Source organism: Streptomyces sp. NPDC001822 (assembly GCF_042892135.1).
Classification (GTDB): Bacteria; Actinomycetota; Actinomycetes; order Streptomycetales; family Streptomycetaceae; genus Streptomyces.
The window spans coordinates 70,406-84,406 of record NZ_JBIATW010000012.1 but is presented as its reverse complement, the minus strand read 5'-3'; the positions used below and the strand labels follow the sequence as shown (position 1 = coordinate 84,406).

Genomic DNA, 14,001 nt, shown 5'->3' with positions numbered 1-14,001 from the left:
CTTGCGGTCGCGAGCCCCAACTGCTGTCGGTACCGTCAAGAGATACGTCAACTTCTGTGGTGCGTACGCCACGCTGTGGGCGTCAACCGGCCCGTAGGTCTCCCCGTGGCCCGCGGCGACGCGATAACGTGGCGTCCCTTTCCCCCACATGATCCTCGTGGCCGCCCTGGAGGTTCCGTGGTACAGGCGTACATCCTCATCCAGACCGAGGTGGGCAAGGCGTCGATCGTCGCCGAGACCATCGCAAAGCTCCCGGGAGTGATCCAGGCAGAGGACGTCACAGGCCCCTACGACGTGATCGTGCGCGCGCAGGCCGACACGGTCGACGCGCTCGGCCGCATGGTGGTCGCCAAGGTCCAGCAGGTGGACGGCATCACCAGAACCCTGACCTGCCCGGTCGTCCACCTCTGACCCCTGTCTACGCTGGCCCGGTGACCCGCACCCGCCGCCCGCTTCCCGGACCCCGTGTTCTCTCCGCGTCCGCCGCCCTGTTCGTCCTGGCCGCGGCGGGCTGTTCCGCCGGCGGTTCCCAGCCGTCCGTGCCGGTACCCGCTCCGTCGCCGGAGGCAGCCGGGTACTGCGGGGCACTGCACGGGGAACTGCCGGAGACGGTCGCCGGTCTGGAACGGAGCGACCCCTCACCGGAGTCGGATCTGACCGCCGGCTGGGGGGACGGGGCGATCGTACTGCGCTGCGGTGTCCCGCGGCCCGCGAGGATGGACGATTCCCAGTCCAAGGCGGTGGAGGCGGACGGCGTCAACTGGCTGCTGGAGCAGCGCGGCGCCGACGGCCCCCGGTTCACGACCACCTATCGCAAGGCGTACGTCGAGGTGACGCTCGGCCCGGAGTACGCGCACGACGTCACCCCGCTGTCGGCGTTCGCGGCACCGGTCGCGAAGACGGTGCCCGACAGCCTCTGAGGGCCCGGTGGCCCGCCCCCGGCGGGGGGACGGGGCCACCGTGCGGCTCAGCGCAGGCCGGTGGAGCGGTTCAGCGCGGCCTGGATCAGCCGGTCGACCAGCTCCCCGTAGCTCACACCGCTCTCCTGCCACATGCGCGGGTACATGGAGATCGGGGTGAAGCCCGGCATGGTGTTGATCTCGTTGATGACGAACGTGCCGTCCTCCGTGAGGAAGAAGTCGGCGCGCACCAGGCCCTCGCAGGACGCGGCCTCGAAGGCGTCCACGGCGAGCCGCCGGACCTCGGCGGTCTGCTCCTCGGTGAGCGGCGCGGGCACCAGTCCGGCCGCGGAGTCGATGTACTTGGCCTCGAAGTCGTAGAAGTCGTGCGCGGTGACCGGCGGGATCTCGGCGGGCACGCTCGCGCGCGGTCCGTCCTCGAACTCCAGGACGCCGCATTCGATCTCGCGGCCGCGCAGCAGGGACTCCACCAGGAACTTGGGGTCGTGCCGGCGGGCCTCCTCGATCGCCTCGTCGAGTCCGGAGGGGTCGTCGACCTTGGTGATGCCCATGGAGGAGCCACCGCGGGCGGGCTTCACGAAGAGCGGCCAGCCGTGTTCGGCGGCGAACTCCATGATGCGCTTGCGGGCGGCGGGGCGGTCGGACTCCCACTCACGGGGGCGGACGACCTCGTACGGGCCGACCGGCAGCCCGAAGGAGGTGAACACCCGCTTCATGTACTCCTTGTCCTGGCCGACGGCCGAGGCCAGGACGCCCGCGCCGACGTACGGCACCCCGGAGAGCTCCAGAAGGCCCTGGAGCGTGCCGTCCTCGCCGTACGGGCCGTGCAGCATGGGGAAGACCACGTCGACCTCGCCCAGCGCCGTGGGAACGGCGCCGGGTTCACCGACGACGACGTCACGGTTGCCGGGATCGACGGAGAGCGTCACCACTCCGCGGGCGGACTCGGCCAGCTGGTCCACGTCGGGGACCTGCCGGTCGGTGATGGCCATCCGGGCCGGGTCGTCGGACGTGAGGGCCCAACGCCCGTCCCTGGTGATGCCGATCGGCAGGACGTCGTACTTCGTCCGGTCGATGGCGCTCATGATGGCGCCCGCCGTGACGACCGAGATGCCGTGTTCGGAGCTCCGGCCGCCGAACACGACGGCCACACGCGGCTTGCGGCCCTGCTCGGAGCTCTGCTCGGAGCCGAGGGGGCTCTCGGTGCTCTGGGGGAGGTTCTGGCTGCTCATATCGCGATGAGCGTACCTGCTGGTAGAGCCCGAGTCAGCGTCGCTCGGGCTTGGCGCTGCGCGACATGAGCTCCTTCAGCGCGACCACCGGCGGCTTGCCCTCGTGGACGATACCGACGACCGTCTCGGTGATCGGCATGTCGACACCGTGCCTGCGCGCCAGATCGAGCACCGACTCGCAGGACTTGACGCCTTCGGCGGTCTGCCTGGTGACGGCGACGGTCTCCTGGAGCGTCATCCCGCGGCCGAGGTTGGTGCCGAACGTGTGGTTGCGCGACAGCGGGGACGAGCAGGTCGCCACCAGGTCGCCGAGTCCGGCCAGCCCCGAGAAGGTCAGCGGGTCGGCGCCCATGGCGATGCCCAGGCGGGTCGTCTCGGCGAGGCCGCGGGTGATGAGCGAGCCCTTGGTGTTGTCGCCGAGGCCCATGCCGTCGGCGATGCCCACGGCGAGGCCGATGACGTTCTTGACGGCGCCGCCCAGTTCGCAGCCCACCACGTCGGTGTTGGTGTACGGCCGGAAGTACGGGGTGTGGCACGCGGCCTGGAGGCGCTGGGCCACCCCCTCGTCCGCGGAGGCGACGACGGCCGCGGCGGGGCGGCGCTCGGCGATCTCCTTGGCGAGGTTGGGGCCGGTGACGACGGCGATGCGGTCGGCGGTCACCTTCGTGACGTCCTCGATGACCTCGCTCATCCGCTTGGCGGTGCCGAGTTCGACGCCCTTCATGAGGGAGACGAGGACCGTGTCCTTTTCGAGGTGGGGGGCCCAGTCCGCGAGGTTGGCGCGCAGCGTCTGGGAGGGCACCACCAGGACGGCGAAGTCGGCGCCGCGCAGCGCCTGAGCGGCGTCCGTGGTGGCCCGGATCGAGGCGGGGAGCTCGATTCCCGGCAGGTACCCGGGGTTGGTGCGGGTGGTGTTGACCGCCTCGGCGACCTCCGCCCGGCGCCCCCAGAGGGTGACCTCGCAGCCCGCGTCGGCGAGGATCATGGCGAAGGCCGTACCCCATGAGCCGGTTCCGAAGACGGCCGCCTTGGCGGGGTGCGTCACGTGGATCCCTTTCCCTCTGCCTTGCGCCGCTGTTCAGCACGGGCCTTGCGGTGATCGTAGAGCTCGGTGGGCGCCTTCTCGCCGCGCACGTCCTCCAGCTGGGCGGTGATCGCGGCCATGATGGTCTCGGTCGCCCGGCGCAGCACCTCGGGCGTCGGTTCGAGGCCGTAGTAGCTCGACAGGTCGACGGGCGGCCCCGCCTGCACCCGGAGGGTCTTGCGGGGGAACAGCCGGAGCTTGTTCTCCTTCGCGTAGGGCGGCATCGCGAGGTTGGCGCCCCACTGGGCGACGGGGATCACGGGGGCCTTGGTCATCAGCGCGACGCGGGCGGCGCCGGTCTTGCCGGCCATCGGCCACATGTCGGGGTCGCGGGTGAGCGTGCCCTCCGGGTAGAAGGCGACGCACTCGCCGCGTTCGACGGCCTCGACGGCGGCCCGGAAGGCGTCGAGGGCGTTGGTCGTCTCGCGGTAGACGGGGATCTGCCCGGTGCCGCGCAGCATCATGCCGACGAACGGGGTCCTGAACAGCCCCGCCTTGGCGAGCAGCCGCGGCACGCGTCCGGTGTTGTACTGGTAGTGCGCGTACGACAGCGGGTCCAGATACGAGTTGTGGTTGACCGCGGTGAGGAATCCGCCCTCGGCCGGAATGTGTTCCATTCCCCGCCAGTCCCGCTTGAACAGAACCACCAGGGGCGGTTTCGCGATCACCGCAGCCAGGCGGTACCAGAAGCCGATTCTGCGGCGGGACACTCGGATGCCTTCCTCTAGGACTGAGCTGCTGCGCGGCTCGCGGCGATGCTCCATGCCCCGGGCCCCTGCTGTGTGGGGAACACGGTACGCCTCACGTCTGGGGGCGGACCGCCGGGTTGTCTTACCGGCAGGCGAGAATAAATGCTGACGCGTCAAGAGGGGGAGATCGCCACGAACACCGACCCGACCGGCCCCTGGTCCCTGGTCGTCCCGTTGAAACCGCTGGCCAGGGCCAAGAGCAGGCTGGGACGTGCGGTGGGCGGCGAGCTGCGTCCCCGTCTGGCCCTGGCGTTCGCGCAGGACACCGTCACGGCGGCGCTGGCCTGCCCCTCGGTGCGTGATGTGGTCGTCGTCACGGACGATCCGGAGGCCGGCGCCGCGCTGGCGGCCCTCGGCGCCCGCACGGTGGCCGACTCCCCTGCCGCGGGTCTCAACGCGGCGCTGGAACACGGTGCCCGGTGGGCGCGCGGGCGGGGACGCGGTGCGGCGGTGGCGGCGCTGAATGCGGATCTCCCGGCACTGCGTCCGCACGAATTGGCTCGCGTGCTCGATTTCGCGACGGCATTTCCCCGCGCATTTGTCGCCGACGCCCAGGGAATCGGAACCACATTTCTTTCCGCGGCGCCGGGAGTGGAATTGCGCCCCCTGTTCGGCGGTTCGTCCAGGGCGCGACATCTCGCTTCCGGCGCGGTGGAGATCACGCCGTCCGGCCTCGATTCGGTCCGCCGGGACGTGGACACGGGCGGAGATCTGCGGGCGGCCCTCGCGCTGGGCGTCGGGCGCTTCACCGCGCTTCTGGCGGCCCCTGTGGCGCCTGCCGCGGACCGATAGGCTGCCGCTCATGCAGGCGACTTCGTTCACGTACGACCCCGGGACCCGCAGCGGCAGCGTGCTCCTCGACGACGGCACACCGGTGGACTTCGACGCCCCGGCGTTCGACGCCGGCGGGCTGCGGCTGCTCCGTCCGGGGCAGCGGGTGCGGATCGAGACCGAGGGCGAGGGCGCGTCGCTGCGCATCACCCTGGTGACGCTGCAGACGCTCTGAACGGCGTCCGGACAGCCCGCGGGCCGGGCTCCCCGAGGGGAGCCCGGCCCGGCGCGTGTGAGGAACGAGCGGTGCCCGGTCTCACTTCTTGCGTGCGGTGACCTTCTTGGCTGTGGTCTTGCGTGCCGTGGTCTTCTTCGCGGGCGCCTTCTTCGCCGTGGTCTTCTTGGCGGGCGCGGTCTTGGCCGCTACGGCCTTCTTCGTGGCGGTCGCCTTCTTCGCCGGCGTCGCCTTCTTCGCCGCCGCCGTGGTCTTCTTCGCGGCCGCCGTGGTGGTCTTCTTCGCCGGCGTGGCCTTCTTCGCCGCCGCCGTGGTCTTCTTGGCGGCCGCCGTGGTCTTGCGGGCCGTGGCCTTCTTGGCGGTGGCCTTCTTCGCAGCGGCCTTCGCCGTCGTGCGGGTGGAAGAACCGCCCGAGAGGCTGCCCTTGGGAGCCTTCTTGACGGAGACCTCGCCGCCCTTGGGGAGCTTCTTGGAGCCGCTCACCAGGTCCTTGAAGCCCTGTCCCGCACGGAAGCGGGGCACCGAGGTCTTCTTGACCCGGACGCGCTCACCCGTCTGCGGGTTACGGGCGTAGCGGGCGGGGCGGTCGACCTTCTCGAACGAGCCGAATCCGGTGACCGAGACACGGTCGCCGCCGACGACGGCACGGACGATCGCGTCGAGTACCACGTCGACCGCGTCCGCGGCCTGCTGACGGCCGCCGACCTTGTCGGCAATCGCTTCTACGAGCTGCGCCTTGTTCACGTCTTCCCCTTCGGAGACATTGCCCGAACGAAACTGTTCAGGCTTTTTCGCACGTTAGGCAGATATATACCGCAAATCAAACACGAAACGGGCTAATCACCCTAGTGCCGCAACGAAGTCGACCGCTGCGCTGTCCGCAGAGTCAGTCACCTTCGGGGAATCGGCCCTCATCGAGGTCCTTCATCAACCGGTCCAGACGCCGTGCCGCGCCTGGGAGATCGTGCTTAGCCGCGGCCGTGACGACCATCAGCTTCCGGGACAGCGCCATCCTTACGCCCTCCGGGACTTGCAGTGCGCGCACCTTTGCGTGCGCTTCCTTCAATCGGTCGGCGACTTGGCCATAGAGCTCGAGTTGGCTGTCGCGTTCCATGCACCGATTGTGCCATCTGGGGCGAGTTGTCGCCCGAGGGGGTCTCAACAAGCGACTGCGCCCCCTGTCCGGGGACAGGGGGCGCAGTTCGGGAAAAGCGCTGCTCAGACGTCAATCGTGCGCGGCTTGTGGGACGGCCGGGCCGCCTCGTAAGTCGCAATGTCCGCTTCGTTCTGAAGGGTGAGGCTGATGTCGTCCAGCCCGTTCAGCAGCCGCCAGCGGGCGTTCTCGTCGAGCTCGAAGTCGGCCGTGATGCCCTCGGCGAGCACCTGGCGCTTCTCCAGGTCGACGGTCACCTCGGCCGTCGGATCGGCCTCGGCCAGCTCCCAGATGCTGTCCACGACCGCCTGGTCGAGGACGACGGTCAGGAGACCGTTCTTCAGGGAGTTGCCGCGGAAGATGTCGGCGAACCGGGAGGAGATGACGGCCTTGAAACCGTAGTTCTGCAGGGCCCAGACCGCGTGCTCGCGGGAGGAGCCCGTGCCGAAGTCGGGACCCGCGACCAGGACCGAGGCGCCCTTGCGCTCCGGGCGGTTGAGGACGAAGTCCCCGTCCTTGCGCCAGGCCTCGAAGAGTCCGTCCTCGAAGCCGTCGCGGGTGACCTTCTTCAGCCAGTGGGCCGGGATGATCTGGTCGGTGTCGACGTTGCTGCGCCGCAGCGGGACGACCCGGCCGGTGTGTGCGGTGAATGCTTCCATGGCTCTCAGACTCCGGCGGGCGTGCGGACGTCGGACAGATCGGCGGGCGAGGCCAGGTGGCCCAGCACGGCGGTCGCGGCGGCGACCTGCGGGGAGACCAGGTGGGTGCGGCCGCCCTTGCCCTGCCTGCCCTCGAAGTTCCTGTTCGAGGTGGAGGCGGAGCGCTCGCCGGGGGCCAGCTGGTCGGGGTTCATGCCGAGGCACATCGAACAGCCCGCGTGCCGCCATTCGGCGCCGGCGGCGGTGAAGACCTTGTCCAGGCCCTCCTCGACGGCCTGCAGCGCGACCCGGACCGAGCCCGGGACGACCAGCATCCGTACCCCGTCGGCGACTTTGCGGCCGTCCATGACCGAGGCCGCGTTGCGCAGGTCCTCGATACGCCCGTTGGTGCACGAACCTACGAACACGGTGTCCACGCTGATCTCGCGCAGCGGCTGGCCCGCGGTCAACCCCATGTACTCCAGCGCCTTTTCGGCGGCGTGGCGCTCCGAGGCGTCCTCGTACGAAGCGGGGTCGGGGACGGCGGCCGACAGGGGCGCGCCCTGCCCCGGGTTGGTGCCCCAGGTGACGAACGGTGCGAGCGACGGGCCGTCGATGACGACCTCGGCGTCGAAGACGGCGTCGTCGTCGGTGCGCAGGGTCTTCCAGTACTCCACCGCGGCGTCCCACTCCTCGCCGCTGGGCGCGTGGTCGCGGCCCCGCAGGTAGTCGAAGGTGGTCTCGTCCGGGGCGATCATCCCCGCGCGGGCTCCGGCCTCGATCGACATGTTGCAGATCGTCATCCGGGCCTCCATCGACAGCTTCTCGATGGCGGAACCGCGGTATTCGAGGATGTAGCCCTGGCCGCCGCCGGTACCGATCCTGGCGATGATGGCCAGGATCAGGTCCTTGGCGGTGACGCTGTCGGGGAGTTCGCCCTCGACGGTGATCGCCATCGTCCGGGGGCGGGCCAGGGGCAGCGTCTGGGTGGCCAGGACGTGCTCGACCTGGCTGGTGCCGATGCCGAAGGCCAGCGCGCCGAAGGCTCCGTGGGTGGAGGTGTGCGAGTCGCCGCAGACCACCGTGGTGCCGGGCTGGGTCAGGCCCAGCTGGGGGCCGACCACGTGCACGACGCCCTGCTCGACGTCGCCCAGCGGGTGCAGCCGGACTCCGAAGTCCGCGCAGTTCTTGCGCAGGGTCTCCAGCTGGGCGCGGGAGACGGGGTCGGCGATCGGCTTGTCGATGTCGAGGGTCGGGGTGTTGTGGTCCTCGGTGGCGATGGTGAGGTCGAGACGCCGGACCGGGCGGCCGGCCTGACGCAGACCGTCGAACGCCTGCGGGCTGGTCACCTCGTGCAGCAGGTGCAGATCGATGAAGAGGAGGTCGGGCTCGCCATCGGCGCGCCGGACGACGTGGTCGTCCCAGACCTTCTCCGCGAGTGTCCTACCCATCGCTTTCCCTCCGGCCGGCATCTTCGCCGGCCCAACTAGAGATTCGGGTGCCGCCGTCCGGACCCCCGAGCGGGGCGGTGGCTGCGAGCCCAGGTAAGGCCGCTCGTACAGGTTCGCAACTTCCGGGGAAAATTGAACTTGCGTTTCACAGAGTGAGACGGGAGTATCGTCGTATGGACAACTCTAGCGGCGTCGGCGTTCTCGACAAGGCAGCTCTGGTATTGAGCGCCCTGGAGTCCGGTCCGGCCACCCTCGCCGGGCTGGTCGCGGCGACAGGGCTCGCACGGCCCACGGCACACAGACTCGCCGTGGCACTCGAACACCACCGCATGGTGGCGAGGGACATGCAGGGCCGTTTCATTCTCGGCCCCCGGTTGTCGGAGCTCGCGGCCGCGGCCGGCGAGGACCGCCTCCTGGCGACGGCCGGCCCCGTACTCACACATCTGCGCGACATCACCGGCGAGAGCGCGCAGCTCTATCGCCGGCAGGGCGACATGCGGATCTGCGTGGCGGCCGCGGAGCGGCTGTCCGGCCTGCGGGACACCGTGCCGGTCGGCTCCACGCTCACCATGAAGGCCGGCTCGTCCGCACAGATCCTGATGGCCTGGGAGGAGCCGGAGCGCCTGCACCGGGGCCTGCAGGGCGCCCGCTTCACCGCCACCGCCCTCTCGGGGGTGCGCAGGCGCGGCTGGGCGCAGTCCATCGGCGAGCGCGAGCCGGGCGTGGCCTCCGTGTCGGCTCCGGTGCGCGGGCCGTCGAACCGGGTGGTCGCCGCGGTGTCCGTCTCCGGGCCGATCGAGCGCCTCACCCGTCATCCGGGGCGGATGCACGCCCAGGCGGTCATCGACTCGGCCGCCCGGCTGAGCGAGGCCCTGCGCCGCACGGGCTGAGAGACACCCCTGGCCCTCCCGCCGGCCCTCTCACCCCTCCCTCAGGCCGCCCCAGCGCCGTGGCGGCCCCCTCCTCTCCGGTGTCCCGTCCCGGACCTCGCGGCACCCGCCCCTCCCCCTTCCCCTCCTGCGCTCCGCACAGGAAGCGGCACGGGAGCCCGGCGAACCCTCCCCCACGCGACGCCCGTTGGCGGCCCCCGCGGTGATGCCCATTCACCCCGGACATCCGTACGCGGCCGGACTCCTCACCCAACAGACCCGTCCCGTACGGGAGATGACCGCGCGGAAGCCGGGCGCGGCGGAGCGCCGCGCCGGACGGCGGGGCCACGGCGGGTGGACAGCGAAAAGGCCCTCCACCGAAGTGAAGGGCCTTCCCGTACTGCTGTGTTGTACCCCCGACCGGATTCGAACCGGCGCTACTGCCGTGAGAGGGCAGCGTGCTAGGCCGCTACACAACGGGGGCGTGGTTACTGCTGATGTGCGCTGGGCTACCAGGACTCGAACCTAGAATGACGGTACCAGAAACCGTAGTGTTGCCAATTACACCATAGCCCATGGTGTGACAAGTACCCCCGACCGGATTCGAACCGGCGCTACTGCCGTGAGAGGGCAGCGTGCTAGGCCGCTACACAACGGGGGCCCTAGCGATCCTGCATCAAGAACGTGGGTGCGACCCAGATGTTCTCGCGGGAAGGATCTGTACCCCCGACCGGATTCGAACCGGCGCTACTGCCGTGAGAGGGCAGCGTGCTAGGCCGCTACACAACGGGGGCTTGCTACTTGATCTTGCGCTGGGCTACCAGGACTCGAACCTAGAATGACGGTACCAGAAACCGTAGTGTTGCCAATTACACCATAGCCCACTGAAACGCAACCCCTGAGGGTGGTGTTTCTGTCTGCGCTTCCCGGCCGGATCTTTCGGCCCGCTCGGGCGGCGCAGGAAGAACATTACCCGAAGGTGTCCGGCGCTCCAAAACGGGTATCGCCCGCCAGCAGCGCGGGGAGTTCGCCGAGGCCCGTGATCCGGACGAGTTCGGGCCGCCCGCCTCTGCCCCGTCGGTCCAGCCAGACACCGGTCAGTCCGGCGGCCACGGCTCCCGCGGCGTCGATGTCGGGCTCGTCCCCCACGTAGACCACCTCGTGGGGATCGAGCTCCATCGCCTCGCACGCCGCGAGGAAGGCCCTGGCGTCCGGCTTGTAGACGCCCAGTTCCCGCGCGCACAACAGGACCTCGAAGCGGTCGCGCACACCGAGCGCCCGCAGCTTGCGCTCCTGGTGGTCGGCCGAGGAGTTCGAGAGCACGGCGTGCCGGTGCGTGTCCGCCAGGGCGTCCAGCACGGGCAGCGTGTCGGGGAAGAGGACCCAGGAGCGCTCGTAGTGCCCGGTGTACCGGGTGAACCAGGCGTCGGCCTCCTGGTCGCTCAGCTCCCGGCCGAGGAAGTCCCTGACCCGGTCCCGGCAGTGCGCGTGCCAGTCGGACTCGCCGGCGGCGACCCGCGCCCAGTGGACCGAGGCGATGCTCATCCACCGGGCGTGGTGGTCCTCGCCGTCGTCGGGCAGACCCTCCGCCCGCAGGTGGGTGAGGAGACCGGTGCGGTCCGAGCCCGCGTAGTCGAAGATCGTGTCGTCGACGTCCCAGAGAACCGCGCGGATGGCCATACCGGCGAACCTACCCGCGACGTGCGCCCGGCGCGGGCCGACCGGACGACACGGAGCGGGCCGCGGAGACCGGCGGTCCCCCGTACGCCGGTGGGCGGCCACGGGAGACCCGTGACCGCCCACCGGCAGCGTGAACTCCGCTACGCCGCCAGCTTCGCCAGCGCCGCGTCGATCCGGGCGATCGTCTTCTCGCGGCCCAGGATCTCCAGGGACTCGAAGAGCGGCAGACCCACGGTGCGGCCGGTGACGGCGACGCGGACCGGGGCCTGCGCCTTGCCGAGCTTGAGACCGTGCTTCTCACCGGCGGTGAGGACGGCCGTCTTGAGCGCCTCGGCGTTCCACTCGGCAGCGGTCAGCTCGGCCCGGGCCGTGACGAGCAGGGCGTCGGAGCCCTCCTTCATCGCCTTGGCCCAGGACGCCTCGTCGTGGACGGGCTCGTCCAGGAAGAGGAAGTCCACGTTGGCCGTGATGTCCGAGAGGACCGTGACGCGCGTCTGCGCGTGCGGGGCGATCTCGGCGAACTGCTCCGCGTCGAAGGCCTCGGGGGCCCACGGCGCGTAGGGGGCCTTCAGCCAGGGGCCGCACGCCTCGGTGAATGCCTTCACGTCGAGCATCCGCAGGTGCTCGGCGTTGATGTGCTCGGCCTTCTTCAGGTCGAAACGCGCCGGGTTGGCGTTGACGTCCGCGATGTCGAACGCCGCCACCAGCTCGTCGCGCCCGAAGATGTCACGGTCCTCGGCGATGGACCAGCCCAGCAGCGAGAGGTAGTTGATGAGGCCCTCGGGGAGGAACCCGCGCTCGCGGTAGAGGTTGAGCGAGGCCTGCGGGTCGCGCTTGGAGAGCTTCTTGTTGCCCTCGCCCATGACGTACGGCAGGTGGCCGAAGGCCGGGGTGTCCTTGGCGATGCCCAGCTCGATGAGCGCCCGGTAGAGGGCGATCTGGCGCGGGGTGGAGGAGAGCAGGTCCTCGCCGCGCAGGACGTGGGTGATCTCCATCAGCGCGTCGTCGACCGGGTTGACGAGCGTGTAGAGGGGTGCGCCGTTGGCGCGGACGATGCCGTAGTCCGGGACGTTCTCCGGCTGGACGGTGATGTCGCCGCGGACCAGGTCGGTGAAGGTGATCGCCTCGTCGGGCATCCGGAAACGGACGATCGAGGTGCGGCCCTCGGCCTCGTACGCGGACTTCCGCTCGTCGCTCAGGTCGCGGCAGTGGCCGTCGTAGCCCGAGGGCTTCCCGGCGGCGCGGGCGGCGTCGCGGCGCGCGTCGAGCTCCTCGGTGGTGCAGTAGCAGGGGTACGCGTACCCGGCGGCCAGGAGCTTCTCGGCGACGTCCTTGTAGAGGTCCATCCGCTGCGACTGGCGGTAGGGCGCGTGCGGGCCGCCGGTCTCCGGGCCCTCGTCCCAGTCGAGGCCGAGCCAGCGCATCGAGTCGAGCAGCTGCGTGTACGACTCCTCGGAGTCGCGGGCCGCGTCGGTGTCCTCGATGCGGAACACCATGGTGCCCTGGTGGTGCCTGGCGAAGGCCCAGTTGAAGAGAGCCGTCCGGACCAGGCCCACGTGGGGGTTGCCGGTCGGGGAGGGGCAGAAACGTACGCGAGGGGTTACCCCCTGCTCGGACGGAGCTGAGAGCTTGGGGGCAGGTCCGTTAACCACGCTTGATCACCTTGTTGGTGAGAGTGCCGATGCCTTCGATGGTGACGGCGACCTCGTCGCCGACGTGCAGGGGTCCGACGCCCGCGGGGGTCCCCGTCAGGATCACGTCGCCCGGGAGCAGCGTCATGGCCTCCGTGATGTGGACGACCAGGTCCTCGACGGAGCGGATCATGTCGCTTGTCCGGCCGAGCTGTCGCTGCTCGCCGTTGACCGTGGCCTGGATGGCCAGGTCGCCGGGGTCGACGTCGGTCTCCACCCAGGGCCCGAGGGGGCAGGAGGTGTCGAAGCCCTTGGCGCGGGCCCACTGGCTCTCGCGCCGCTGGACGTCGCGGGCGGTGACGTCGTTGGCGCAGGTGTAGCCGAGGATGACGTCCTTGACACGCTCGCGCGGGACCTCGCGGCACATGCGCCCGATCACGACGGCGAGCTCCGCCTCGTAGTGCAGCTCCTCGGAGAACGAGGGGTACTCGATGGCGTCGCCCGAGCCGATCACCGAGGTGGTGGGCTTGAAGAAGGCCACGGGGACGTCCGGGACCTCGTTGCCCATCTCGGCGGCGTGTTCCGCGTAGTTACGGCCGATGGCCACGACCTTGTTCGGAAGCACGGGCGGGAGCAGCCGGACCTTGCTCAGCGGGACCTTGGTCCCGGAGAGTTCGAAGTCGGCGTACGGGATGCCCTTGATGATGTCGAGGACGAGGCTGTCGGGGCTGTCGCCCTCGACCGCGCCGAAGGCGACATTGCCGTCGATGGAGAACCTGGCGATGCGCACGGGAAGCTGTAGCCCCTCACTTGCTGGCTGAAGACTGACGCTCCAGGCTATCGCCTCGCCCGGCGGGCTCCGCCCCTGTGACAGGCGGCGTCCGGGGCGCGCCGACGCGGGCACGCGCGAGCCCCCGCAGCCGGGCTGCGGGGGCTCGTGTCCGATGGAGCGGGCGCCGCGGGGCGGGCGGCGCCGGCGTCGCGGCGGCTGTCAGCCGGCGGCCGTGACCGGGGCCTCCATGAGAATGGTGCGGCGGGGGTTGGCCGTCTGGGTCGGCAGGTCGACGGCGTGCTCCGGCTGCTGCGGTGTGTGCAGCGTCCCGGCGCCGTCGAGGTGCGCCAGCGTGGTGCGCCGGGGGTTGGCAATGTTGCGGAACGTCATCGTCGTCTTCATCTGCCGTGTGGGCCCTTGCCGCCGGGGCGCCGCCGGGAGGGGCGCCGGTTGTCGGATTCGCTATCCCTGTAAAGCGCCAGGCTAAACATCCGATTCCCCGCCCGGACCGGGAAGAGACGCCGATCATGATGTGAGTTTGCTCACGAAGTGAGTGACAAAGCAGTCATCACGGACAGCTGATCGCGTGAGGCAAAGCAGACAATCCGGCACTGAATCTGGCATTCCGCTCCCGATCATGTCGTCTGGGACACCCCGCACCCCCGATGACGACACCCCTATTCACCCCATTTGACCCTGAACACGATCCACGCCTGGTGACCCACCCATCACACCGTGTCATACAGGTCACAGCCCGGTACACGGGCCTTGTTGGAGATCCTCCACTGTGCTGAAATTCCACGCACCGCCGCGGGT

General features: G+C 70.1%; 16 protein-coding genes and 5 tRNA genes. 5 read left to right on the top strand and 16 right to left on the bottom strand.

Going from position 1 to position 14,001, the window contains the following annotated elements; translation table 11 throughout:
• Positions 1-177: 177 nt before the first annotated feature.
• Together ACFYY2_RS25560 and ACFYY2_RS25555 are read left to right on the top strand one after the other, a co-directional pair.
• On the top strand, positions 178-411 hold the full coding sequence (locus tag ACFYY2_RS25560; protein ID WP_056791028.1) for an Lrp/AsnC family transcriptional regulator: 234 nt from the start codon (positions 178-180) through the stop codon (positions 409-411).
• 20 nt (positions 412-431) lie between these two features.
• A complete protein-coding gene (locus ACFYY2_RS25555; RefSeq protein WP_388746788.1) occupies positions 432-920 on the top strand; it encodes a DUF3515 domain-containing protein in 489 nt (162 codons plus the stop codon).
• Between the two features lie 47 nt (positions 921-967).
• Here the strand turns inward: ACFYY2_RS25555 and ACFYY2_RS25550 are convergent, their stop codons facing one another.
• Genes ACFYY2_RS25550 through ACFYY2_RS25540 form a run of 3 tightly spaced genes read right to left on the bottom strand, consistent with a single transcriptional unit; the run spans position 968 to position 3,946 of the window.
• Entirely contained in the window at positions 968-2,152 is a 1,185-nt protein-coding gene (locus ACFYY2_RS25550) for a D-alanine--D-alanine ligase family protein (RefSeq protein WP_388746785.1), read from the bottom strand.
• A 34-nt stretch (positions 2,153-2,186) separates the two neighbouring features.
• A complete protein-coding gene (locus tag ACFYY2_RS25545; RefSeq protein WP_388746782.1) occupies positions 2,187-3,197 on the bottom strand; it encodes an NAD(P)H-dependent glycerol-3-phosphate dehydrogenase in 1,011 nt (336 codons plus the stop codon).
• Entirely contained in the window at positions 3,194-3,946 is a 753-nt protein-coding gene (locus ACFYY2_RS25540) for a lysophospholipid acyltransferase family protein (RefSeq protein WP_388746780.1), read from the bottom strand. Before ACFYY2_RS25540 ends, ACFYY2_RS25545 begins: the two co-directional genes overlap by 4 nt.
• A 141-nt stretch (positions 3,947-4,087) precedes the next feature.
• Here ACFYY2_RS25540 and cofC point away from each other — a divergent pair, with 141 nt between their 5' ends.
• Together cofC and ACFYY2_RS25530 are read left to right on the top strand one after the other, a co-directional pair.
• A complete protein-coding gene (cofC, locus tag ACFYY2_RS25535; protein ID WP_388746777.1) occupies positions 4,088-4,777 on the top strand; it encodes a 2-phospho-L-lactate guanylyltransferase in 690 nt (229 codons plus the stop codon).
• A gap of 10 nt (positions 4,778-4,787) precedes the next feature.
• Positions 4,788-4,991, top strand: a complete 204-nt coding sequence (locus tag ACFYY2_RS25530; protein ID WP_329040874.1) for a hypothetical protein — start codon at positions 4,788-4,790, stop codon at positions 4,989-4,991.
• Between the two features lie 81 nt (positions 4,992-5,072).
• Here ACFYY2_RS25530 and ACFYY2_RS25525 read toward each other — a convergent pair whose 3' ends face one another.
• The 4 genes from ACFYY2_RS25525 to leuC all read right to left on the bottom strand — a co-directional run bounded on the left by ACFYY2_RS25525 (position 5,073) and on the right by leuC (position 8,233).
• Entirely contained in the window at positions 5,073-5,735 is a 663-nt protein-coding gene (locus ACFYY2_RS25525) for an HU family DNA-binding protein (protein WP_329040873.1), read from the bottom strand.
• Positions 5,736-5,877: 142 nt separating this feature from the next.
• Positions 5,878-6,105 carry a hypothetical protein gene (locus ACFYY2_RS25520; RefSeq protein WP_384058622.1) on the bottom strand — a complete coding sequence of 76 codons (228 nt, stop codon included), beginning with the start codon at positions 6,103-6,105 and terminating at the stop codon, positions 5,878-5,880.
• Positions 6,106-6,209: 104 nt separating this feature from the next.
• On the bottom strand, positions 6,210-6,803 hold the full coding sequence (gene leuD, locus ACFYY2_RS25515; protein ID WP_327114120.1) for a 3-isopropylmalate dehydratase small subunit: 594 nt from the start codon (positions 6,801-6,803) through the stop codon (positions 6,210-6,212).
• Positions 6,804-6,808: 5 nt separating this feature from the next.
• Positions 6,809-8,233 (bottom strand): 3-isopropylmalate dehydratase large subunit, encoded by a 1,425-nt coding sequence (gene leuC, locus ACFYY2_RS25510; RefSeq protein WP_388746770.1) that lies wholly within the window; start codon positions 8,231-8,233, stop codon positions 6,809-6,811.
• Positions 8,234-8,406: 173 nt separating this feature from the next.
• Between leuC and ndgR the strand changes: the two genes are divergently transcribed.
• Complete coding sequence (gene ndgR / locus ACFYY2_RS25505; RefSeq protein WP_003966003.1) at positions 8,407-9,123, top strand: IclR family transcriptional regulator NdgR; 717 nt, start codon at positions 8,407-8,409, stop codon at positions 9,121-9,123.
• Positions 9,124-9,513: 390 nt separating this feature from the next.
• On the opposite strand, the gene ACFYY2_RS25500 is transcribed toward ndgR, so the two are convergent.
• The 9 genes from ACFYY2_RS25500 to ACFYY2_RS25460 form a co-directional block, all read right to left on the bottom strand.
• Positions 9,514-9,586, bottom strand: a tRNA-Glu gene (locus ACFYY2_RS25500).
• 20 nt (positions 9,587-9,606) lie between these two features.
• A tRNA-Gln gene (locus ACFYY2_RS25495) sits at positions 9,607-9,678 on the bottom strand.
• Between the two features lie 12 nt (positions 9,679-9,690).
• Positions 9,691-9,763: transfer RNA gene (locus ACFYY2_RS25490), tRNA-Glu, on the bottom strand.
• A gap of 60 nt (positions 9,764-9,823) precedes the next feature.
• Positions 9,824-9,896: transfer RNA gene (locus ACFYY2_RS25485), tRNA-Glu, on the bottom strand.
• Between the two features lie 18 nt (positions 9,897-9,914).
• Positions 9,915-9,986: transfer RNA gene (locus ACFYY2_RS25480), tRNA-Gln, on the bottom strand.
• 85 nt (positions 9,987-10,071) lie between these two features.
• Positions 10,072-10,782: an HAD family hydrolase gene (locus ACFYY2_RS25475; protein ID WP_388746766.1), complete on the bottom strand. Its 711-nt coding sequence runs from the start codon at positions 10,780-10,782 to the stop codon at positions 10,072-10,074.
• A 140-nt stretch (positions 10,783-10,922) separates the two neighbouring features.
• Positions 10,923-12,434 (bottom strand): glutamate--tRNA ligase, encoded by a 1,512-nt coding sequence (gene gltX / locus ACFYY2_RS25470; protein ID WP_388746763.1) that lies wholly within the window; start codon positions 12,432-12,434, stop codon positions 10,923-10,925.
• On the bottom strand, positions 12,427-13,203 hold the full coding sequence (locus tag ACFYY2_RS25465) for a fumarylacetoacetate hydrolase family protein (RefSeq protein ID WP_388746760.1): 777 nt from the start codon (positions 13,201-13,203) through the stop codon (positions 12,427-12,429). Before ACFYY2_RS25465 ends, gltX begins: the two co-directional genes overlap by 8 nt.
• A gap of 201 nt (positions 13,204-13,404) precedes the next feature.
• Positions 13,405-13,587, bottom strand: a complete 183-nt coding sequence (locus ACFYY2_RS25460; protein WP_388746757.1) for a hypothetical protein — start codon at positions 13,585-13,587, stop codon at positions 13,405-13,407.
• Positions 13,588-14,001 lie beyond the last annotated feature (414 nt).